Genomic DNA, 18,823 nt, shown 5'->3' on the forward strand with positions numbered 1-18,823 from the left:
CGCGCTCAGCCGCGGCCAGCAGCGATCCGCCCATCGATCGACCAGGCGCCTGCACCAGCCATGGCCAGCGCCAGGAAGCCGCCGGCGATGGCAATGTCCTTCATCAGCATCTGCTGGTGCATGAAGGCCAGCATTGGATCGTCGCCGCCCTGGCCGTAGTGGCCAATTGCGCCCGCGACGATGCAGAAGGCGGCAAGCAGCAGCGCGACCAGCGGTGTCTGGAAGCCGACCAGGATCAACAGCCCGGCTATCAGCTCGAACAGGCCCGTTCCCCAGGCCGCAAGCGTCGGCAGCGGCATGCCGAGGCCCGCGAAATAGCCTGACGTGCCGGCAATGTCGGCGAGTGCGTGATAGCCGGAGGGAACGAACAGGGCGGCGAGCAGCAGCCGGGAAAGCAGAAGCAGTGCGTCGCGGGGCATGGTCGTCTCCGTTGTCTGTCCGCCGGCTCGGAGCCCGATCCTAGCAGGGATGGGACGCGGACGCTCTTAGACGGACAACGAAAAAGCGGCGCGGAAAAATTCCGCGCCGCTTTTTTCAGGCTTGGGAGGAAATTCAGCCGCGCCTGGCGTCGATCGAGTAGGCACCGGGGCCGGAGGAAGCCAGCACAAGGAAACCGCCGGTGATGGCGACGTTCTTCAGGAAATGGATCATCTGGTTCTGGTCGGCCCAGCCGGTATGGGCCACAAGAGCCGTTGCGATGGTGAAGATAGCGAGCACCCAGGCGGCGATACGGGTCTGGAAACCAACGAGGATGGCAATGCCGCCGAGCAGTTCGATCAGGCCGACGACAATGGCCGTTACGGTCGGCACCGGCAGACCCATAGCGCCGAAGTAGCCGGCGGTGCCGGAAATGGCCGTGAGCTTGCCGAAACCGGAAAGCAGGAAGATGGCGGCGAGCAGGATGCGGCCGAGCAGGATGGTGGTGGAGCTGTTGGACGCGGTGCCGGCGCCGGCGGTGGAAGTGTTGATGGACATGGTGGCTCTCCGAAAAAGGGTTGATGCCCTGTCAGATAGACCAAGCCGACTGTTCACCAAAGCCGCTAGTTCGGCGACGCATTGTTCACAGAGTGTACATTTCAGTGATCGGACGAAGGACGCAAAATTCGTGTCGGATCAGCCTTTGACGGCAGTAAATTTTCCCGCCGCCAAATTCCTGACGGCTAGTCGACGCAATTCCCCAGGGAATTGCCACGCGACTGGAACTGCTTATCCCGGATGCGTCATGTCCTCGGGCCGCACCAGCCGGTCATAGTCGGCGGCGCTGACCAGCCCGGTGGCCAGCGCTTCCTCGCGCAAGGTCGTGCCTTTCTTGTGCGCGGTCTTGGCGATCTTGGCGGCATTGTCGTAGCCGATTGTGGGCGCAAGTGCCGTCACCAGCATCAGCGAACGGTCGAGCGCCGCCTTGATGTTGTCCTCGCGCGCCTCGATGCCGACGACGCAATTGTCGGTGAAGGAGATGGAGGCATCCGCCAGCAGCTGCACCGACTGCAGGAAGTTGTAGGCCATCAGCGGGTTGTAGACGTTGAGCTCGAAATGTCCCTGGCTGCCGGCGAAGGTCAGCGAGGCGTTGTTGCCGAACACCTGCACGCAGACTTGCGTCATCGCCTCGCACTGCGTCGGGTTGACCTTGCCCGGCATGATCGAGGAGCCCGGTTCGTTTTCCGGCAGCGACAGTTCGCCAAGGCCCGAGCGCGGCCCAGAACCGAGGAAGCGGATGTCGTTGGCGATCTTGAACAGCGCCGCGGCGGCCGCGTTGATGGCGCCATGCGAGAACACCATGGAATCGTGGGCGGCGAGTGCCTCGAACTTGTTCGGCGCGGTGACGAAGGCGATGCCGGTGATGGCGGCGATGCGGTCCGCCACTTTCTCGGCAAAGCCGACCGGCGCGTTGAGGCCGGTGCCGACGGCGGTGCCGCCCTGCGCCAGTTCCTGCAGGCCGGGCAGCGTCATCTCGATGCGCTTAATCGAGGAGGCGACCTGCGCGGCATAGCCCGAAAATTCCTGGCCAAGCGTGAGGGGCGTGGCGTCCTGCGTGTGGGTGCGGCCGATCTTGATGATGTGGGCGAAGGCCTTGGTCTTGGCCTCGAGCGCGGCGTGCAGATGCGTCAGCGCCGGCAACAGGTCATGCACGATACGCTCGGCGCAGGCGATATGCATGGCCGTCGGATAGGTGTCGTTCGACGACTGGCTCATATTGACGTGGTCGTTGGGATGCACCGGCTTCTTCGAGCCCATGACGCCGCCCAGAAGTTCGATCGCCCGATTGGAGATCACCTCGTTGGCGTTCATGTTGGACTGCGTGCCCGAGCCGGTCTGCCACACCACCAGTGGGAAATGGTCGTTGAGCTTGCCGTCGATGACCTCTTGCGCCGCGTCGATGATCGCCTTGCCGATGGCCGGATCGAGCCGCTTCAGCTCCATATTGGCTTCCGCCGCCGCCCGCTTGACGATGCCCAGCGCACGCACGATCGAGGCCGGCTGCTTTTCCCAGCCGATCTTGAAATTGCCGAGCGAACGCTGCGCCTGCGCGCCCCAATAGCGGTCGGCGGCGACCTCGATGGGGCCGAACGTGTCGGTTTCGGTTCTGGTCTTGGCAGCGGTCACTTGTCTCTCCGACGATCGAATTCGGCAACGGCGTATCGCGTTGCACAAATCGCTTCAAGCGGAGATTGCGAAGGGCGAGGATGCGAATCGGTTGAAGGGCGCAGCTAATCTCCCCCCTCGAGGGGGAGATGTCGCCAAAGGCGACAGAGGGGGGGCGGTACGTCCCCTGATGCGACCTTCTATCATCGACAGAGGAGGCTAGCGCTCCGTGCGCGGCGACCCCCTCTGGCCCGCCGGCCATCTCCCCCTCGAGGGGGGAGATAAGCAGCTCCACTCACCCCGCCGTATACCCGCCATCGATCGCAAAAATGCTACCGCTGGTCCATGCGGCCTCGTCGCTCGCGAGATAGACGGCGATGCCGGCAAGATCCCTGGTCTGGCCGATGCGGCCGAGTGGATAGCTTCGCTCGACATAGGCCTTGAGGTCGGCTTGCGCTGCCGCCGGCAGGTTTTCGATCGACTTGCGCCGCATGGCGGTGTCGACCGTGCCGGGTGCGATCGCATTGACCCTGATGCCGCGCGGGCCAAGCTCGAAGGCCAGCGACTTGGTCAGTGAGTTCAGCGCGCCCTTGGATAGGGAATACAGGCTCGACGGCCGCTTTGGGATCATCTTGCTGGCGAAGTAGGACGAGATGTTGATCACCGAGGCGCCCGCGCCGAACTGCGGCAGTAGCCGCTGGGTAAGGAAGAACGCCGCCGTCACATTGAGCGCGAAGGATTGCTGGAACTGGTCTTCGGTGACGGTCTCGAACGGCACCAGAAAGGCGACGCCGGCATTGTTGACGAGGATGTCGAGCGGGCCGGTTGCTTTCGCGCGCTCGACCACGGCATCGATGCCGGAAGAGGTTGAAAGATCGGCCGACTGGGTCTCCACGCTGCCTGCGGCCGTCAGTTTCTGGCGTGCCGCTTCGAGCTTTTTGGTGTCGCGGCCAACGATCAGTACTTCGGCGCCTTCACGCAAAAAGGCTTCCGATATGGCTAGGCCGATGCCATCCGAACCGCCGGTGACCAGTGCCCGTTTGCCAGAAAGTCTCATTGAAGGCCAAGTCGCATCGGATGCTCTCGCTGTTCCAGGTCAGGAAAGCAATGCCGATCGGCGATTGCGGTCAAGCCGCCGGCCTATCGCTCAGTATGAACTTCGGTAGGTCCCGTCCCGATCCAGTTACCGCAGCAGCGATTGCGACGTCGGCGACAGGCGCAAAGTTTCAGTCGGCCTAGTCGTATCGGCCGCTTGCTGAAACGACTGCCACCATGGCGAGGCGGCAAGCGCTGCGTCATGGCGACCATGCGCTTCGACGCTGTCGAAAGCCGTGACGGCGATGAAGACGTTTTCGCCCAGGCGCACCGGCAAGCGGGGAAAGCTGTTTTCGGCATGTTCTGTGATGAAGGCGCCGAGCAACCGCCCGCCGGCGGCGGCAAGGATCGGAACGGTATCCGTTTCGAAATTGCCGGCGAAATCGGCCTTGGCGCCAGGCCGCAGATGATGAATCCGGATGACAACAATACCGGTCAAGCGATTGTCTGCGCTCGACTTTCCATGCTCCGGCAAAGCGTCCCGCTGTGCGCCCGACCGGTCGAACCCGGCGCCTGGCCAAGCCGGCTTCAAGAGCAGCACATCGTCGGAATCGATCATCGTCGCATTGGCGGCGTCACGGTGCGCCGCCCATACCGGCCCGTCATAGAAGGCGGTCAGCGCGTCCTTCCGCACTTCCATGTCGCCAAAACCGCGCAGCCAGACGAACATGTCAGGCCGGTCGAGGTCGCGAAACTGGCCGATGATGGTCATCCCGGCGTCTTCCTGGCCTTCGATGAACTGGCTGTCGAAGATGTCGATCAGAGTCTCGCGCCGGCCGGGTTTTAGCGTGTATTGCCGCAACTCGACGACCGGTGAGGCGAGAAGACTGGCCGTTGCAGGTACATTCAGGGGCACGGTCATTGTGTCGTCTCCAAAACAGGATGATCATCCGGTTTACAAAACAGACCGGTTGTCCTGTTTTGTCAATCTGTTATCGTTCGCAAATGTCAGCAGAGATTGCTCAGGTCCAAAAAGGGACGCCGCGAAAACGCATCAACGATCCCGAAGGCCTGCGCAACAAGGTGCTCGATGTCGCCGAAGCGTCGTTCCAGGCGCGCGGCTATCATGCCTCCGCCCTTGGCGAGCTGATGGCTACCGCCGGTGTCACCGGCGGCGCCCTGCATCACCATTTCCCCACCAAGAAGGCGCTCGCCTTGGCGGTGATCGAGGAGCGGGTGGCTGCCGCCCTGGAGGAGACCTGGATCGGTCCGGTAAGGGCGGCTGATGCGGCGCGCGAAGGCGTGCGCGCAGTCTTCGAGGCGGTGGCGGCTGAATTGGAGCAGCAGGGCTTCGTTCGCGGCTGTCCGCTCAACAATCTGGCGCATGAATTGTCGCTCGCCGATTCGGATTTCCGTGCCGCCCTTGCACGAATCTTCGCCGAATGGCGTCAGGCGATCGCCGACAAGATCAGGGCCGATCAGCAGGCGGGGAGGGAGCAAGGCACCGATCCCGAACGCTTTGCGGCCCTCGCCATCGCCGCCTATTCCGGCGCAATGTCGATGGCCAAGACGGCGCAGGATGCTTCCGTATTGCGCGATTGCCTGGCCGAACTTGAGGGCAGCCCAACGCCGCCATTCCCGAGCAGAGCGAAGCGGCGTCGCAGGATCCTGCTGCGGCCGGGAAAACCTTGAGCCCAGAACAGCGCCGTTCTAGTTGGCAAGCGGCTTGATCGTCGTGTAGCCGTTCACCGATTCCGCGCTGGTGCCTTCATCGTAGCGCCTAGCGAGAGCCGCCTGCAGATCGGGCGCATAAAGCGCAGTGAATGTGTCCAGCGTCTCGCCGGCTCCGTTCTTGAAGGTCTCCTTGACGGCCAGCACGTTGTATTTGCAGCCGCCGACGCTGAACGTCTCCTTGCCCTTGACGACCAGGCTCAGCGTCTTGGTGCTCTTCGGCTGCTTGTTGGGCGACAGCTCGACGAATGCTATCGTGCTCTTGGCCCCCGTCTTCAGCGGAAACAGTTTTCGCAGATCGGAAAACGGGATCATGGCCACCCGACCGGTGTCGCTGTCGCGAAACACCTCGACCAGGCCGCCGAACAGGAACTGTGTCTGTGGCGACTGCGATTTATAGGTGTTGGCGACGGAGACCATGCCGCCAGCCACCGGCCGAAACTCGCTACGGATGCCAGGCATTTCCAGAACGAAGCCGGCTTTGGCCGATTTTGCGTCCACGCAATCGGCGGCATACACCACTCCTGGCGGCAGCAACCCAGCCAGCACCATGCCTATCGAAGCAACTTTCATGAAATCCTCCTCTGCCCGCGCACTGGGCACCGGGACAGAAAAAATGCCAGAGCCACAGTGCTGTGTCGACCTGCCACGCGTGACAACTGGACGGCAGGGCGCCGGCTGTGCTGAAACTCAGACCATGAATCGCATCTCGACCCGGCGCAAATTCCTCGCACAGGCAGCCGGCCTTGCCATGGCTGGCATGCTGCCGCGCGCCGCTCTCGGCCAGACCGGAAAGCGTATCCAGCCGATCGACGCCACCTTCTTGTTCATCGCCGATGTCCATGCCTGTCGCATGGCGAGCGGCCTGAGCCCCAATTGCCTGCAGGAAGGCAAGACCGATGCCGCGCTGTTGCGCAATGTCGCGGCCCTCAATGGCTTGGCCGACCGGCAATGGCCGGCCGAGATCGATGGTGTTGCGACCGGCCTGCGTTCGGCCGGCAGCCGCATCGGCGCGCCACTCGGCCTCGTCGTCGGCGGCGACATCACCGACGATGGCGGCGGCCAGATCACCGAACCCAGCGAAGGCACGCAGCTCTTGCAGTTCAGCCAGCGCTACAGCCAGGGCATCGGCCCGGACCGTGTGCACATGCCGGTCTATGTCGGGCTGGGCAACCACGATCTCGACCAGAACGGCTCGCCGCCGCATGTCGACTGGTACCGGCGTGAATTGCGCGACTATGTCGAGGTCAACCACCGCCCGGGCGTGTTCTTCAAACCGCCAGTGCCGGCCACCGAATACGATGTCGACACCGACTGCTATTCCTGGGACTGGGGCGGCCTGCATCTGGTCCAGACGCATCGATTTGCCGGCGACACCGGCCACGGCGCGGTGAGCAGCCTGCCATGGCTGAAGCAGGATCTGGCAACCTACGCCGCGGACGGCCGTCCCGTCATCCTGTTCCAGCACTATGGCTGGGATACTTTTTCGGTCGAGCGCTGGGACCCGGCCAAGCGCACCTATGACGATGACGGCTCAGGCGCGCCGCATTGGTGGAGCGAGGCCGACCGGCAGGCGTTGCTTGCAGCGCTGAAAGGCTACAACGTCATCGCCATCTTCCATGGCCACCAGCACGAAGTGCCGATGATCTACAACAGCGACGGTCTCGACCTGTTCAAGCCGAAGGCCGCCTATATGGGTGGCTTTGCGCTGGCGAAAGTAACCGGCGAGGCCATGGATGTGGTGCTGGGCGGGGCCACCGGCGACCATGGCGAGGTCAAGTTCACCAACGCCTTCAGCAAGAAACTGACCTTCTGACAGCGCGCACGAAAAAGGCGGCCTTGAGCCGCCTTCTTCATTGCCTGCAAAGATCGGATCAGAACGCCTTCTTGACCTTTTCCTTCACGTCGCCATAGGCCTTCTGCACCTTGCCGGCGATCTTGTCGGCCGTGCCTTCGGCCTCGGTCTGCCTGTTGCCAGTCGCCTTGCCGGCAGCCTGCTTGACGGAACCTTTGACCTGTTTGACCACGCCGGCAACCTGATCCTTGTTCACCATCTTTGCATCTCCTGGGATTTCATTTGCAAGGGGCAAACGGGCGCGCGTGGCTTAGGTTCCCTGTGCAGCCGATCATCGTCGCATTGGTCGCTTATATGGTCGCCGAAACGCTTTGCCCCCGTCGTATCGTGTGGCTAGTGTGACGAAAATTTTGGGGAGATCGTCTTGGCCGAATTCACGCTCATCATCGCCAACAAATGTTTTTCGTCCTGGTCGCTGAGGCCATGGGTGGCGATGAAGCATCTGGAGATCCCGTTCGAGGAAGGGTTTGTGCGCCTGCGCACGCCCGAGACTTTTGCCAATCTGGCGAAAGTGTCGCCGACTGGCCTGGTGCCGATCCTGAATCACAATGGCAGGATCGTCTGGGAAACCCTTGCCATCCTTGAATATCTGGCCGACCTCTTTCCGCAGAAAAAGCTCTGGCCCGATGACATCGGCGCCCGTGCGCTGGCCCGCTCGGTGGCGACAGAGATGCATTCCGGCTTTCGCGAGGTGCGCTATGGCTGGCCGATGAATTTGCGCCGGTCAAAGGGGCACAAGCCGCTCGACGCCGAAGGCGAGCTGCAGCGGGCGCGGATCGAAACGATCTGGCGCCAGTGCCGGGAACAACATGGCAAGGGCGGCCCGTTCCTGTTCGGCCATTTCACCGCGGCCGATGCCATGTACGCGCCGGTCGTCACCCGCTTCGACACCTATGGCGGCGAGCTTGCGACCGACACACGCTCCTATGTCGATGCGGTGCTGGCAACGCCGGCAATGCGGCACTGGTATGCGGAAGCGGCGAAGGAGACGTGGCCGGAACCCGGCCCGGACGAATAGGTCGACGGATGGTCGACTGAGACATCCCTGATCCGGGAGAGAGTCTAAATAGGGCGGTCGAACGCCGAAAAAGCCCGGCACATACAAAGAACGCCTCTCGCACCGTTTAATGTGCGGGAGGCGTCCTGTTGCCAGCATTCTGAGATTGCTCTCTGTAGTGCTGACACGATAAAAATGCGCCGGCTTGGGATTGGTTCCGGCTTTGGTGCATTTTTTTTACGCCCGCCTTACCCTGGCTCGCCAGTTGAGGCGTCACGGCTCGGCATCCCCAGGTTGAATTCTGGCCGCAGGAAAACCAGAAATTGACTCGGTGCCAAAAGAAGTCTACAAGACATATGTCGATATTTGTTTGACCGACTTTTGTTATCCGCGCACGCACGCGCGCCTTTGACGAACTTCCCCATCAAAAATCGAGACAAACGCTGTTGTGCAGTCGCACAACGGTGAACGAATATTTGCCAGGGAAAGGGTTCTTCATGGCCACCGGCACAGTGAAATGGTTCAACGCCACCAAAGGTTTTGGTTTTATTCAGCCTGACGACGGCTCCGCCGACGTTTTCGTCCACATCTCGGCCGTAGAGCGCGCCGGTATGCGTGACATCGTCGAGGGTCAGAAGCTCGGCTACGAGATGACCCGCGACAACAAGTCGGGCAAGATGTCCGCCGACCAGTTGAAGGCGGCCTGATAAGGAATTCGGCCTTCCGGTGACCACGGATGTACTGGCACCGGTGAAAGGCTGAAAGGAGTGCCTTGCGCATCCAATTGGATGCGCGGCGCTTCCATGGAAGGTCAGGCGGTGCCTGGCCTTTTTCATTTTGCGTGTCATGCCGCTAAAAGTGCGCTGCACGCCGGCCGGAACGTGCTAAGGGACGCTCCAGCAATCTGAACCGCCCGTATTGCCCCGATGCCGTACTGCTTTGGTCGTGACCGAAGACCGGTCTCGCTCTATCGGCATCAGGCTCCCGACAGGAGAAAGTTTTGACCACTCAATCGAAGACCGCCGACCAGGCCGGCTCGCTGTTCAGCAAGACGCAAACCCAGTCGATGTCGCTCAACCGCATCCTGTCCGAGCGTGATGCAGTCAGCGAGGCACGCGAAGCCAAGACCGCACGCTTGCGCGAATTGCGCAAGGAAAAGGAAGCCGACGAAATGGCAGCGGCCGCCGCCCTTGCGGCGCTGCCGAAGCGGGCAGGCAAACGCTGATGGCTACCAAGCGCGTACCGCCTACACCGATCGATGCCGATTCGACCATTGCGTCCATGGTCGAAGGCCTGGACAAGCCGGTCGAATATGTTCGCCGCGTGCTGGAAAAACTCGAGCGCTGCAAGCGCGCACATGGCGATGCCCAGGTGCGCGTCGGCGTGCGCGGCCGCGCCGAAGCCCCGAACTACCTGATCGAATATGTCCGCGAGGACAAAAAGACCCTGGAGCGGGTGACCTACCAGGATGCCGCCTACAGCGGCAGCACGCATCGCGAGCTGGCGGCACACCACATCGCGGAGACCAGGAACTGGTCGCCCGAGGAAATGAACATCACGGCGGTCTCGGCGCTGATCGGCCGCTTGCGCAATCCGCGCGCACCATCATCGCGTTTTTCCGACGAGGACTGACATGGCCATAAAATTCTCTGCCAAGGACCAGCCGGCAGCGACGGCTGCCGCTGCAAAGCCGGCCAAGCCCGCTGCTGCGCCGAAGGCCGCTGAGGCCACGGAGGCCGCGACCGACCTGTTCAAGTCGCCGGCGGACGCGCCGAAGGGCAAGGCAGGCAAGAAGAAATAGCGCCTTGCCGCAAGCTGCCGGTCATCCCGCCATCGCGCCCGCCGACCTGGCTGACGCACCAGACTTTTTGTCTGGCGATGAGGGCGCGGTCGTAATCTTCGACTGTCAGAGCTGCGGCGCCTGCTGTTCCTACTCCGCCGAATGGCCACGCTTCTCGATGGAAGACGATGCGCAGCTCGACCGGATCCCGGAAAAATTCGTGGCGGCTGACCTGTCCGGCATGCGTTGCGAGGGCGTGCGCTGTACGGCGCTGACCGGCGAGGTCGGCAAGCACACAGCCTGCGGCATTTACGAGATCCGCCCTGATGTCTGCCGCGCCTGCATGCCCGGCGGCGACGATTGCCTGATGGCAAGAGCCGCGCATGGGATGCCGACAATCTAGCCAATCGCCCAGCTTGCCCTGTCTCACGCCACCCGATAGCCTCCACGCCGGGCAGGGCGTTGGAGGATCCATGAGCATCGAATTCCTGTTGACGTCGCTGATCGTCGTGGCTTCGCCCGGCACCGGCGTTCTCTACACGCTGAGCGCCGGGCTTTCGCGCGGCGTGCGCGCCTCGATCATTGCCGCGTTCGGCTGCACGCTCGGCATCATCCCGCACATGGCCGCCGCCATCACCGGCCTGGCGGCGTTGCTGCACACAAGTGCTGTCGCCTTCGAGACGCTGAAATATCTCGGCGTCGCCTATCTCCTCTACATGGCCTGGAACACGTTGAAGGAGAAGGGCGGCTTGAGCGTCGATGAAAACGCAGCACCCCGCTCGGCCGCCAAGGTCATCACCTCCGGCATTCTGATCAACATCCTCAACCCGAAACTGTCGATCTTCTTCTTTGCCTTCCTGCCGCAATTCGTCAGTACGACCGAACCAAACGCATTCTCGAAGATGCTGGAACTAAGCAGCGTCTTCATGTTTTTGACCTTCGTCGTGTTTGTCGCTTACGGCATCTTCGCCGCCTCGATCCGCAGCCACGTCGTGTCGCGGCCGAAGGTGCTGACCTGGATGCGCCGCACCTTCGCCGGCGCCTTCGTCATGCTCGGCGCCAAGCTGGCGCTGGCCGACCGGTAGAGCTGGAACTGCCAGCCCCTCGGCCTAAAGCACCTCGTCGCTTTCGGACCGGGTCCGGATGCCGAGGCGCCAGGCCGAGGGTGGAACACCGATCATCTTCTTGAAGGCGCGGCTGAACGCCGCCTCGGATTCGTAGCCGATTTCGGCCGCTATGCTGGCCATGTTGCTGTTGCCGGCGCTGAGCAGTTCAGAGGCGATCTGCATGCGCCATTTGGCGAGATAGTGCATCGGCGGCATGCCGACCAGCCTGGTGAAGCGTTCGGCGAGAACCGTGCGCGACAGCGCGCAGTCCTTCGCCAGCGCCTCCACCGTCCAGTTGTGCGCCGGCCGGTCGTGGATCAGCGCCAGCGCCTTCGCCAGATGCGGATCGCGCAGGCCCGCCAGCCAGCCTGTGTGCTGCGGCGGCAGCGATTCCACATAACGGCGCAGCACGTCGACGAACATCAGTTCGCTGAGCTTGGTCAGCATCGTTTCACTGCCGGCGCGCTTTTCCGCCACTTCCGTGACAGCTAGCTTGATGAACTGGCCGAGCCAGCCGCCATCGCCTTTCGCGTCTCCGGCCTTGATCACCGGCGGCAATACCTCGAGCAGGGGATTGAACGGCTGCGCGTCGCAGGCGAGGTAGCCGCAGACCAGCCTGGCCGACATCGCGCCGTCCCCGGCGCAATTGATGTAAAACGGCATCCGGCCGGCGGTCGCGATGTCGAGCACGTCGGCCGTCGGCGGATCGGCACGCAGCGCCGGATTGCTCGACATGATGTGCGGGTCGCTCCGGGTGAAGACCACGACCTCGCCGGCCTCCAGCGCGATCGCTTCCTGGCCGACGATGCGGGCGAAGCAGCGGCCGGCGGTCACCACATGGTAGGAGATCAGATGGTCCGCGCCGGGCAGAATCTTCGGCAAGATCGATGATGGCGCCGGCGAGCAGACGGCCCACGGCTCGTGGCCTTCAATGTCGAAAAAGGTCGCGCCGGTAAGACGTACCGTCCTCAACAGGTCAGACAGAGCATCCCCGGCCATTCCGTTTCGTCCCGCACCCATCCGGCAAGCCGGCCGGACATCCCTTTCCAGTTCCGGACGCGCTGTCAAGCAAGGCGGACGCCGCATCATTCAGTTCACAGGCGAAACTCCTAAACCTCCGCCGGTGCTCAAGCGCTGCCGAAAGCAGGCGCTGAGCGCTGTCGAAACCAACCAAGGACAAAAGTCATGACGGTACATAGAGGCGGGTGTTTTTGCGGCGCCGTGGAGATCGAAGTGCACGGAACCGCCGAGGCAATGGGCTATTGCCACTGCAGTTCCTGCCGATCCTGGTCGGCATCTCCGGTGAATGCCTTCACGCTGTGGAAGCCGGGGAACGTCAAGGTCACCAAGGGCGCGGAGTTCCTGTCCGGCTTCGAGAAAACCGAAATGAGCGATCGCCAGTTCTGCACGAAATGCGGAGGCCACCTGATGACCGCCCATCCGCCGCTCGGCCTCGTCGACGTCTATGCGGCGACCATTCCCGGCGTGAAATTCACGCCTGGGCTTCACGTCAACTATGCCGAGACCGTGCTGCCGATGAAGGACGGTTTGCCCAAGCTGCGAGATTTTCCGGCGGACCTCGGCGGCTCCGGCATCGCCGTGCCGGAGTAAGGCCACCGCGGTTCGCCATTTTGACAACGACTATTCAAGACAGGAGATAATCCATGGAAATCGCAACATTTCGCGCCACGCAGGAGCCGATCAAGGATCTCTACCACAGGGATGCGCAGGCCGCGTTTCTCACCTTGAAGGCCAAGGGCGTCGCCGACGCATCCACCGTGACTTGCAAGGTCGAGACCGGGCGTGGGCTGGCACTTGCCGGCATCCATCCGATGGCCGGTGGCAGCGGCCAGGAACTCTGCTCCGGCGACATGCTGCTGGAGGCGCTGATCGCCTGCGCCGGCGTCTCGATGCGGGCGGCCGCAGCCGTGCTCGACATTCCGATCAGGTCGGCTGAGGTCTCCGCGGAAGGCGACGTCGATCTTCGCGGTACGCTGGGTGTCACCGAAGGCGTGCCGGTCGGCTTCAAGGAGATACGCCTGCGGTTCGATATCGACACCGAGGCTTCGCAGAACCAGCTTGACCAGCTGCTTGAACTCACCGACCGCTACTGCGTGATCTTCCAGACCATCCAGAACAGCCCAAAGACCACGGTGAAGCTGCACAGGGCAGGGCATTAGACTAACCGGCACTGGCCCGGAATCTCGGATGCGAGGTTCCGGGTTCTGGTCTGAGCAGCTTCGAAGGCTTGGCCTCTATACTTTCATCGCGTCGACAACCGCACGCAGTCCCGCCGACATGTGTCGCCGGCTGGGGTAGTAGAGATGAAACCAATCCTCCGGAGGACACCATTCGTCCAGGCAGCGTACCAGCCTGCCGTCGAGAATGTCGCGCTGGGCGCGGTTCTCCCAGACATAGGCCAGCGCGACGCCCGATAGTGCGGCGTGCACCATCAACTCATGGTCGTCGAGCGCAATCGGGCCGCTCGGATGGAAGGCGATGGCCTCGCCCTCCAGTTCGAATTCCCAGGGGTAGCGCATGCCGTTTGGATACATGTTCTGCACACAGACATGGCCGCCGAGGTCGCGTGGCGTCGTTGGGATTTCGTGGTTGCGGAAATAGCCCGGCGAGCCGATGACCGCAAAGCGCATACGCGGTTTGATATTCACGGCGATCATACCGTCCCTTAGGCTTTCGCCAAGCCGGATGCCGGCGTCAAAACCTTCCTCGACGATATCGACCAGCCTGTCGGTCGCCACGATTTCGACTTCGAGGTTGGGGTTATTCGTGATGAGCGGGCCGATAATGTGCCCCAACACGAAAGGCGCGATCGAGTTTGGGACGTTGATGCGCACTTTGCCAAATGGCGTGTCGCGAAACTGGTTGAGAGCATCGAGTGCCGCGCCAATGTCGCCGAAGGCCGGCGCCAGCCGGGCCTGCAACATTGCCCCCGCATCGGTCAGCGACACGCTGCGCGTCGTGCGGTTGAGCAGGCGCAGCCCAACGCGTTCCTCGAGATTGCTCACGGCATGACTGATCGCCGACGCGGTCACGCCACGCTCTTCTGCCGCGCGGCGAAAGCTGCTGTGCCGCGCCACCGCATCGAAGGCGGCAAGTTCAGAGAGATCGGTTGCGCGCATTGATGATTTTTGCTCACGAGTGTCAAGACAATTGCCACTCTAATAGAGCTAATCGATTTGCGCCATCTTCTCCGCGTCGCCGCAAGAAACCATTGAGCGGCTCACGGTCCAAAGGAGAGATAAAATGGCTGACTTCCCGATCCCCGCCAAAAACACAGTGTCGGCTTTCGCCAATATGCGCGGCCATCACGTGGCGCTGCGCGTCGCCGACTATGAGGTTGCCAAGAGCTGGTATGTTGACAAGCTCGACTTCCGCGTGGTTCACGAATGGCCGTTCGCCGACGAGCAACTCGCCTATCTCGCGCCGGCCAATGACGACCATTTCATGATCGAACTGCTGGGCGGCGGCGATCCGCTGCCGATCGATGCGCCGACCTACACCGATCTTGGCGATAGCCTGCGCTATGCCGGCTACCACCATTTCTGCATCAGCGTGGCCGACATCGAAGCGACCGTGGCCGAACTGCGCAAGCGCGGCGTCGCCATCGTCACCGAGCCGTTCAAGCTCGACGACATCAGCCGCAAGCTGGCCTTCTTCGCCGACCCCTTCGGCAATCTGATCGAACTCGCTGAGGTCGTCTGAGGCACTCTGCCAACCAGAAAGAAAAAGGGCGCCTTTCGGCGCCCTTTCCGTATCTGAAGGCTGATAGGGTTTGGATTAGAAATCCATGCCGCCCATGCCGCCCATGCCGCCGCCGCCCATGCCGCCGGGCATGCCGCCGCCAGCCGACTCCTTCTTAGGAGCCTCCGCGATCATGGCTTCGGTGGTGACGAGCAGGCCGGCGACCGAGGCCGCGTCCTGGAGAGCCGTGCGAACGACCTTGACCGGGTCGACGATGCCCATGGCGATCATGTCGCCATACTCGCCGGTCTGGGCGTTGTAGCCGTAGGTCGCGCCCTTGTTGTCCAGGATCTTGCCGGCAACGATCGAAGCTTCCGCACCGGCGTTCGAGGCGATCTGGCGGGCCGGAGCCTGCAGCGCACGACGAACGATGTTGATGCCGGCAGCCTGGTCGGCATTGGCGCCGGCAGCCTTGATGTTGGCCGAAGCGCGCAGCAGGGCGACGCCACCACCAGCAACGATGCCTTCTTCCACGGCCGCGCGGGTCGCGTTGAGGGCGTCATCGACGCGGTCCTTCTTTTCCTTGACTTCGACTTCCGTCGCGCCGCCGACGCGGATCACCGCAACGCCGCCCGCCAGCTTGGCGAGACGTTCCTGCAGCTTCTCCTTGTCGTAGTCCGACGTGGTCTCTTCGATCTGCTGCTTGATCTGGGCAACGCGGCCCTGGATCTCGGCCTTCTTGCCGGCGCCGTCGACGATGGTGGTGTTCTCCTTGGAGATCGACACCTTCTTGGCGCGGCCGAGCATGTTGAGGCCGACGTTCTCGAGCTTGATGCCGAGGTCTTCCGAGATGACCTGGCCACCGGTGAGGATGGCGATGTCTTCCAGCATGGCCTTGCGGCGATCACCGAAGCCCGGCGCCTTGACGGCGGCGATCTTCAGGCCACCGCGCAGCTTGTTGACGACCAGCGTGGCCAGAGCCTCGCCTTCGACGTCTTCCGAGATGATGAGCAGCGGCTTGGAAGTCTGCACGACGGCTTCGAGAACCGGCAGCATGGCCTGGAGGTTGGAGAGCTTCTTCTCGTGCAGGAGGATGTAGACGTCCTCGAGCTCGGCAACCATCTTGTCGGCGTTGGTGACGAAGTAGGGCGAGAGGTAGCCGCGGTCGAACTGCATGCCTTCGACGACTTCCAGCTCGGTCTCGGCGGTCTTGGCTTCCTCAACCGTGATGACGCCTTCGTTGCCGACCTTCTGCATCGCTTCGGCGATCATGGCGCCGACCGACTCGTCGCCATTGGCCGAGATCGTGCCGACCTGGGCAACTTCCTCGGACGTCTTGATCTTCTTGGCAGCCTTGCCGAGAGCCGCGACGACTTCGGTCACGGCCAGATCGATGCCGCGCTTCAGGTCCATCGGGTTCATGCCGGCGGCAACCGCCTTGTGGCCTTCCTGGACGATCGACTGCGCCAGAACGGTCGCGGTCGTGGTGCCGTCGCCGGCGATGTCGTTGGTCTTCGAAGCAACTTCGCGGACCATCTGTGCGCCCATGTTTTCGAACTTGTCCTCAAGCTCGATTTCCTTGGCGACGGTGACGCCGTCCTTGGTGATGCGCGGGGCGCCGAACGACTTGTCGATGACGACGTTGCGGCCCTTGGGGCCGAGCGTGACCTTCACCGCGTCGGCAAGGATGTTGACGCCGCGCAGCATGCGCTCACGGGCATCGCGGGAGAATTTTACGTCTTTAGCAGCCATGTTTTAGCTCCTGGCAGGGGCTTGCGATCAAGCCCGAAATTCAGTTGACGGTGAGGCCGATAATCAGCCGATGATGCCCATAATGTCGGATTCCTTCATGATCAGAAGGTCTTCGCCATTGAGCTTGACTTCGGTGCCCGACCACTTGCCGAACAGGATGCGGTCGCCAGCCTTGACGTCCAGGGGAACCAGCTTGCCAGCTTCGTCACGAGCGCCGGAGCCGACGGCGATGATCTCGCCTTCCTGCGGCTTTTCCTTTGCCGTATCCGGGATGATGATCCCGCCGGCGGTCTTGGATTCGGATTCGACCCGGCGAACGACCACGCGGTCATGAAGCGGGCGGAACTTCGACTTTGCCATTTTTTCTTCCTCGAATGAGAACGGTGAGAACAGTTCCTCCATCCGGCGATGCCGGACATGCGTTAGCACTCACCAAGGGAGAGTGCTAACGTGGCGCTGAAATAGGCGAGTGGCTTTCGAGAGTCAAGGCGAACGGTGGGCTCAATTTGCTCTAGTTTGAGCCCTGCCGTGGTCTGACGGGAAGCCTAGCGACGCCTCGGCGATCCAAGCACCAGCAGAGGGCATCGTTCCGCCAGCGGATAGGAACCGCTCGACTCGACGCGCACGTCGCCAAACCACCCACTCGCCTCATCGACGAGCACGGCCAGCGTCGCGAAGCTGTAGCTTACGTCGGAGCCGGCATAGACGTCGATCGTGTTGATCGAGGCGATGCTCCATCCCGTCCGCGCGGCAAGGGCCTCGCGGTCGGGGAACAGGCCGTCGAATGTATCGCGGATTGTCCGCACCTTGATGGCGAAATCCTGACTGCCCGTGGTGCACGCCATCGCGATCCGCCATTTGAGCGCGTGGAAATTCTCGATCGCGCCGGCCAGCACCTGGGCTTCAATGCTGGCCAGATCCTCGGTCGTTTCCGGGGCGGCGAAAACGCGGATCGCGGCACGCCCGCCGGGTCTCAGGACCCTGGCGATTTCGCCGTGCAGGCGATTGCGCGCCGCCTTCGAGGCGACGGCGGACAGGCATCCGTCGCCAATGACTGCCTCGGTGCTGGCCCCGGCAACCGGCAGATCCAGCCAGTTTCCAGCCATCGCGCTGCGCGAGGCATTGTCGCCTGCCCATACACCCGAGATCATGGCCGCCGATTGGTCGATTGCCAGCATCGATCTGCCGAGCACTGCAAGTTCCGGCGTCACCCCCAGGAGCAGGACATCGGCATTTGCCAGGCTGACTTCACGCTCGAATATACCAACGGTTTCCGGCGTCGGCCGAAGCGGCGCGTCCAGCAGCCTCCAGTGACGGTGATAATTGTCCCAATGATTTGTCATGCTGCCTTTGCAGAGTCCGAGACGTCTGGCTTTTGGTGTTCACAGTCGCCTATTAGAAAATTGCAGGAAATCAAAAGGCTGTCTGTGGCACGAATTGTCGTCGTAACGCATGAGCACGATCGGTTCCAGAGCGGCCGCAACCTCTTACTGCGCAGGTCGAGCCCCTATATGCTTTTCGATGTTCTCGAAGAACTGAAAAGGCGCGGCCATTCGGTCCGGATCCAGCAAGGCCCGGCCATGACGCACAGTGCCGACATCGCAATTCTACATGTCGATGCAACCGTCACACCGGCGGATTATCTCGACTATGCGCGGGGTTTTCCATTCTGCCTCAATCTCGCAACGGCCGACATCTCCAAGCGACGGGTCAGCGGCGCGTTGCTAAAGCACGACGACGCCTGGCAAGGCCCGGTCATCGTCAAAACCAATCTCAACAATCAGGGCATTCCGGAGACGTTCCTCAACCGGCGATCCAGGCGCGCGGGCAAGCAGCCACCTTTTCCCGATGTGCAGGGGCAGCAGCCCTACGAGATCTACGAGTCTCTTGGCGACGTCCCGGATGGCGTCTTCGGCGACGACGATCTGGTCGTGGAAAAGTTCATTGCCGAACGGGAACCCGATGGCTTCGCAATGCGGTTCTGGGTGTTTTGCGGAGAGAGCGAGCGTTGCACCCGCTACGTGTCACCAAACGGCCTCGTCAAGGCATCTGAAACGATCCGACGTGAGCCTGTTCCTGTTCCTGACGAGATCCGCGAGCGGCGACGAGAACTCGGCTTCGACTACGGCAAATTCGATTTCGTCATGCATGAGGGCAGGGCGATCTTGCTCGATGCCAACAAGACGCCGGGCCGTCCCAAAAACCTGGTGAACATGTTTGCGGCCGGCGCCGCCCATCTGGCCGACGGCTTCGAGGGCCTCATGCACCGGGCGCGATAGGCC

General features: G+C 62.3%; 25 protein-coding genes. 13 read left to right on the top strand and 12 right to left on the bottom strand.

What is annotated here, in order from left to right:
* Positions 1-5: 5 nt before the first annotated feature.
* The 5 genes from ACYHH6_RS19035 to ACYHH6_RS19055 form a co-directional block, all read right to left on the bottom strand.
* On the bottom strand, positions 6-419 hold the full coding sequence (locus tag ACYHH6_RS19035) for a DoxX family protein (protein WP_352590254.1): 414 nt from the start codon (positions 417-419) through the stop codon (positions 6-8).
* Positions 420-552: 133 nt separating this feature from the next.
* Entirely contained in the window at positions 553-975 is a 423-nt protein-coding gene (locus ACYHH6_RS19040; protein WP_352590257.1) for a DoxX family protein, read from the bottom strand.
* Between the two features lie 231 nt (positions 976-1,206).
* Positions 1,207-2,604 (bottom strand): class II fumarate hydratase, encoded by a 1,398-nt coding sequence (gene fumC / locus ACYHH6_RS19045; RefSeq protein ID WP_352590260.1) that lies wholly within the window; start codon positions 2,602-2,604, stop codon positions 1,207-1,209.
* Between the two features lie 274 nt (positions 2,605-2,878).
* Entirely contained in the window at positions 2,879-3,640 is a 762-nt protein-coding gene (locus ACYHH6_RS19050; RefSeq protein ID WP_352590263.1) for an SDR family NAD(P)-dependent oxidoreductase, read from the bottom strand.
* A gap of 126 nt (positions 3,641-3,766) precedes the next feature.
* The gene (locus ACYHH6_RS19055) at positions 3,767-4,540 is read right to left on the bottom strand and encodes an NIPSNAP family protein (RefSeq protein ID WP_352590266.1); all 774 of its coding nucleotides are present in this window, start codon (positions 4,538-4,540) and stop codon (positions 3,767-3,769) included.
* Positions 4,541-4,623: 83 nt separating this feature from the next.
* Between ACYHH6_RS19055 and ACYHH6_RS19060 the strand changes: the two genes are divergently transcribed.
* A complete protein-coding gene (locus ACYHH6_RS19060) occupies positions 4,624-5,310 on the top strand; it encodes an LmrA/YxaF family transcription factor (RefSeq protein ID WP_352590269.1) in 687 nt (228 codons plus the stop codon).
* Between the two features lie 18 nt (positions 5,311-5,328).
* Here ACYHH6_RS19060 and ACYHH6_RS19065 read toward each other — a convergent pair whose 3' ends face one another.
* The gene (locus ACYHH6_RS19065; RefSeq protein ID WP_488500458.1) at positions 5,329-5,922 is read right to left on the bottom strand and encodes a hypothetical protein; all 594 of its coding nucleotides are present in this window, start codon (positions 5,920-5,922) and stop codon (positions 5,329-5,331) included.
* A 124-nt stretch (positions 5,923-6,046) separates the two neighbouring features.
* Here ACYHH6_RS19065 and ACYHH6_RS19070 point away from each other — a divergent pair, with 124 nt between their 5' ends.
* Positions 6,047-7,165 carry a metallophosphoesterase gene (locus tag ACYHH6_RS19070; protein ID WP_352590273.1) on the top strand — a complete coding sequence of 373 codons (1,119 nt, stop codon included), beginning with the start codon at positions 6,047-6,049 and terminating at the stop codon, positions 7,163-7,165.
* 58 nt (positions 7,166-7,223) lie between these two features.
* On the opposite strand, the gene ACYHH6_RS19075 is transcribed toward ACYHH6_RS19070, so the two are convergent.
* Positions 7,224-7,403: a CsbD family protein gene (locus tag ACYHH6_RS19075; RefSeq protein WP_352590276.1), complete on the bottom strand. Its 180-nt coding sequence runs from the start codon at positions 7,401-7,403 to the stop codon at positions 7,224-7,226.
* A 165-nt stretch (positions 7,404-7,568) separates the two neighbouring features.
* On the opposite strand from ACYHH6_RS19075, the gene ACYHH6_RS19080 reads away from it, so the two are divergent.
* The 7 genes from ACYHH6_RS19080 to ACYHH6_RS19110 all read left to right on the top strand — a co-directional run bounded on the left by ACYHH6_RS19080 (position 7,569) and on the right by ACYHH6_RS19110 (position 11,066).
* On the top strand, positions 7,569-8,222 hold the full coding sequence (locus tag ACYHH6_RS19080) for a glutathione S-transferase family protein (protein WP_352590278.1): 654 nt from the start codon (positions 7,569-7,571) through the stop codon (positions 8,220-8,222).
* Positions 8,223-8,698: 476 nt separating this feature from the next.
* Positions 8,699-8,908 (top strand): cold-shock protein, encoded by a 210-nt coding sequence (locus ACYHH6_RS19085; protein WP_023671502.1) that lies wholly within the window; start codon positions 8,699-8,701, stop codon positions 8,906-8,908.
* Between the two features lie 293 nt (positions 8,909-9,201).
* A complete protein-coding gene (locus ACYHH6_RS19090) occupies positions 9,202-9,426 on the top strand; it encodes a hypothetical protein (protein WP_112562407.1) in 225 nt (74 codons plus the stop codon).
* Positions 9,426-9,833: a hypothetical protein gene (locus tag ACYHH6_RS19095; RefSeq protein WP_142867045.1), complete on the top strand. Its 408-nt coding sequence runs from the start codon at positions 9,426-9,428 to the stop codon at positions 9,831-9,833. The genes ACYHH6_RS19090 and ACYHH6_RS19095 overlap by 1 nt, the downstream gene beginning before the upstream one ends.
* A 1-nt stretch (position 9,834) precedes the next feature.
* Entirely contained in the window at positions 9,835-10,002 is a 168-nt protein-coding gene (locus tag ACYHH6_RS19100; protein ID WP_352590281.1) for a hypothetical protein, read from the top strand.
* Between the two features lie 4 nt (positions 10,003-10,006).
* On the top strand, positions 10,007-10,384 hold the full coding sequence (locus ACYHH6_RS19105; protein ID WP_435053412.1) for a YkgJ family cysteine cluster protein: 378 nt from the start codon (positions 10,007-10,009) through the stop codon (positions 10,382-10,384).
* A 70-nt stretch (positions 10,385-10,454) separates the two neighbouring features.
* The gene (locus ACYHH6_RS19110; RefSeq protein WP_112562411.1) at positions 10,455-11,066 is read left to right on the top strand and encodes a LysE family translocator; all 612 of its coding nucleotides are present in this window, start codon (positions 10,455-10,457) and stop codon (positions 11,064-11,066) included.
* A 24-nt stretch (positions 11,067-11,090) separates the two neighbouring features.
* On the opposite strand, the gene ACYHH6_RS19115 is transcribed toward ACYHH6_RS19110, so the two are convergent.
* Positions 11,091-12,086, bottom strand: coding sequence for an AraC family transcriptional regulator (locus ACYHH6_RS19115; RefSeq protein WP_352590285.1), 996 nt, complete (start codon positions 12,084-12,086; stop codon positions 11,091-11,093).
* A gap of 186 nt (positions 12,087-12,272) precedes the next feature.
* On the opposite strand from ACYHH6_RS19115, the gene ACYHH6_RS19120 reads away from it, so the two are divergent.
* The gene (locus tag ACYHH6_RS19120) at positions 12,273-12,698 is read left to right on the top strand and encodes a GFA family protein (protein WP_352590288.1); all 426 of its coding nucleotides are present in this window, start codon (positions 12,273-12,275) and stop codon (positions 12,696-12,698) included.
* 53 nt (positions 12,699-12,751) lie between these two features.
* The gene (locus ACYHH6_RS19125; protein ID WP_352590291.1) at positions 12,752-13,267 is read left to right on the top strand and encodes an OsmC family protein; all 516 of its coding nucleotides are present in this window, start codon (positions 12,752-12,754) and stop codon (positions 13,265-13,267) included.
* A 75-nt stretch (positions 13,268-13,342) separates the two neighbouring features.
* Here the strand turns inward: ACYHH6_RS19125 and ACYHH6_RS19130 are convergent, their stop codons facing one another.
* Positions 13,343-14,227, bottom strand: coding sequence for a LysR family transcriptional regulator (locus tag ACYHH6_RS19130; protein WP_352590294.1), 885 nt, complete (start codon positions 14,225-14,227; stop codon positions 13,343-13,345).
* A gap of 124 nt (positions 14,228-14,351) precedes the next feature.
* Here ACYHH6_RS19130 and ACYHH6_RS19135 point away from each other — a divergent pair, with 124 nt between their 5' ends.
* On the top strand, positions 14,352-14,810 hold the full coding sequence (locus ACYHH6_RS19135; protein WP_352590297.1) for a VOC family protein: 459 nt from the start codon (positions 14,352-14,354) through the stop codon (positions 14,808-14,810).
* Between the two features lie 75 nt (positions 14,811-14,885).
* Here ACYHH6_RS19135 and groL read toward each other — a convergent pair whose 3' ends face one another.
* From groL to ACYHH6_RS19150, 3 genes are all read right to left on the bottom strand, one after another.
* On the bottom strand, positions 14,886-16,541 hold the full coding sequence (groL, locus tag ACYHH6_RS19140) for a chaperonin GroEL (RefSeq protein WP_112564873.1): 1,656 nt from the start codon (positions 16,539-16,541) through the stop codon (positions 14,886-14,888).
* Positions 16,542-16,604: 63 nt separating this feature from the next.
* Positions 16,605-16,901 carry a co-chaperone GroES gene (gene groES / locus ACYHH6_RS19145; protein WP_006203049.1) on the bottom strand — a complete coding sequence of 99 codons (297 nt, stop codon included), beginning with the start codon at positions 16,899-16,901 and terminating at the stop codon, positions 16,605-16,607.
* A 185-nt stretch (positions 16,902-17,086) separates the two neighbouring features.
* Positions 17,087-17,884 carry a class I SAM-dependent methyltransferase gene (locus tag ACYHH6_RS19150; RefSeq protein WP_352590300.1) on the bottom strand — a complete coding sequence of 266 codons (798 nt, stop codon included), beginning with the start codon at positions 17,882-17,884 and terminating at the stop codon, positions 17,087-17,089.
* A gap of 168 nt (positions 17,885-18,052) precedes the next feature.
* Between ACYHH6_RS19150 and ACYHH6_RS19155 the strand changes: the two genes are divergently transcribed.
* A complete protein-coding gene (locus ACYHH6_RS19155) occupies positions 18,053-18,820 on the top strand; it encodes an ATP-grasp domain-containing protein (protein WP_352590303.1) in 768 nt (255 codons plus the stop codon).
* The last annotated feature ends 3 nt before the right edge of the window (positions 18,821-18,823 follow it).

The sequence above is a fragment of the Mesorhizobium sp. P171375 genome (assembly GCF_057786075.1).

What these genes read in the sequence shown, in the direction of transcription:
- ACYHH6_RS19035 (WP_352590254.1), bottom strand. Translation starts at nt 419, where the DNA reads ATGCCCCGCGACGCACTGCTTCTGCTTTCCCGGCTGCTGCTCGCCGCC.
- ACYHH6_RS19040 (WP_352590257.1), bottom strand. Translation starts at nt 975, where the DNA reads ATGTCCATCAACACTTCCACCGCCGGCGCCGGCACCGCGTCCAACAGC.
- ACYHH6_RS19050 (WP_352590263.1), bottom strand. Translation starts at nt 3,640, where the DNA reads ATGAGACTTTCTGGCAAACGGGCACTGGTCACCGGCGGTTCGGATGGC.
- ACYHH6_RS19055 (WP_352590266.1), bottom strand. Translation starts at nt 4,540, where the DNA reads ATGACCGTGCCCCTGAATGTACCTGCAACGGCCAGTCTTCTCGCCTCA.
- ACYHH6_RS19060 (WP_352590269.1), top strand. Translation starts at nt 4,624, where the DNA reads ATGTCAGCAGAGATTGCTCAGGTCCAAAAAGGGACGCCGCGAAAACGC.
- ACYHH6_RS19065 (WP_488500458.1), bottom strand. Translation starts at nt 5,922, where the DNA reads ATGAAAGTTGCTTCGATAGGCATGGTGCTGGCTGGGTTGCTGCCGCCA.
- ACYHH6_RS19070 (WP_352590273.1), top strand. Translation starts at nt 6,047, where the DNA reads ATGAATCGCATCTCGACCCGGCGCAAATTCCTCGCACAGGCAGCCGGC.
- ACYHH6_RS19075 (WP_352590276.1), bottom strand. Translation starts at nt 7,403, where the DNA reads ATGGTGAACAAGGATCAGGTTGCCGGCGTGGTCAAACAGGTCAAAGGT.
- ACYHH6_RS19085 (WP_023671502.1), top strand. Translation starts at nt 8,699, where the DNA reads ATGGCCACCGGCACAGTGAAATGGTTCAACGCCACCAAAGGTTTTGGT.
- ACYHH6_RS19095 (WP_142867045.1), top strand. Translation starts at nt 9,426, where the DNA reads ATGGCTACCAAGCGCGTACCGCCTACACCGATCGATGCCGATTCGACC.
- ACYHH6_RS19100 (WP_352590281.1), top strand. Translation starts at nt 9,835, where the DNA reads ATGGCCATAAAATTCTCTGCCAAGGACCAGCCGGCAGCGACGGCTGCC.
- ACYHH6_RS19110 (WP_112562411.1), top strand. Translation starts at nt 10,455, where the DNA reads ATGAGCATCGAATTCCTGTTGACGTCGCTGATCGTCGTGGCTTCGCCC.
- ACYHH6_RS19115 (WP_352590285.1), bottom strand. Translation starts at nt 12,086, where the DNA reads ATGGCCGGGGATGCTCTGTCTGACCTGTTGAGGACGGTACGTCTTACC.
- ACYHH6_RS19120 (WP_352590288.1), top strand. Translation starts at nt 12,273, where the DNA reads ATGACGGTACATAGAGGCGGGTGTTTTTGCGGCGCCGTGGAGATCGAA.
- ACYHH6_RS19125 (WP_352590291.1), top strand. Translation starts at nt 12,752, where the DNA reads ATGGAAATCGCAACATTTCGCGCCACGCAGGAGCCGATCAAGGATCTC.
- ACYHH6_RS19130 (WP_352590294.1), bottom strand. Translation starts at nt 14,227, where the DNA reads ATGCGCGCAACCGATCTCTCTGAACTTGCCGCCTTCGATGCGGTGGCG.
- ACYHH6_RS19135 (WP_352590297.1), top strand. Translation starts at nt 14,352, where the DNA reads ATGGCTGACTTCCCGATCCCCGCCAAAAACACAGTGTCGGCTTTCGCC.
- groL (WP_112564873.1), bottom strand. Translation starts at nt 16,541, where the DNA reads ATGGCTGCTAAAGACGTAAAATTCTCCCGCGATGCCCGTGAGCGCATG.
- groES (WP_006203049.1), bottom strand. Translation starts at nt 16,901, where the DNA reads ATGGCAAAGTCGAAGTTCCGCCCGCTTCATGACCGCGTGGTCGTTCGC.
- ACYHH6_RS19150 (WP_352590300.1), bottom strand. Translation starts at nt 17,884, where the DNA reads ATGACAAATCATTGGGACAATTATCACCGTCACTGGAGGCTGCTGGAC.
- ACYHH6_RS19155 (WP_352590303.1), top strand. Translation starts at nt 18,053, where the DNA reads ATGCTTTTCGATGTTCTCGAAGAACTGAAAAGGCGCGGCCATTCGGTC.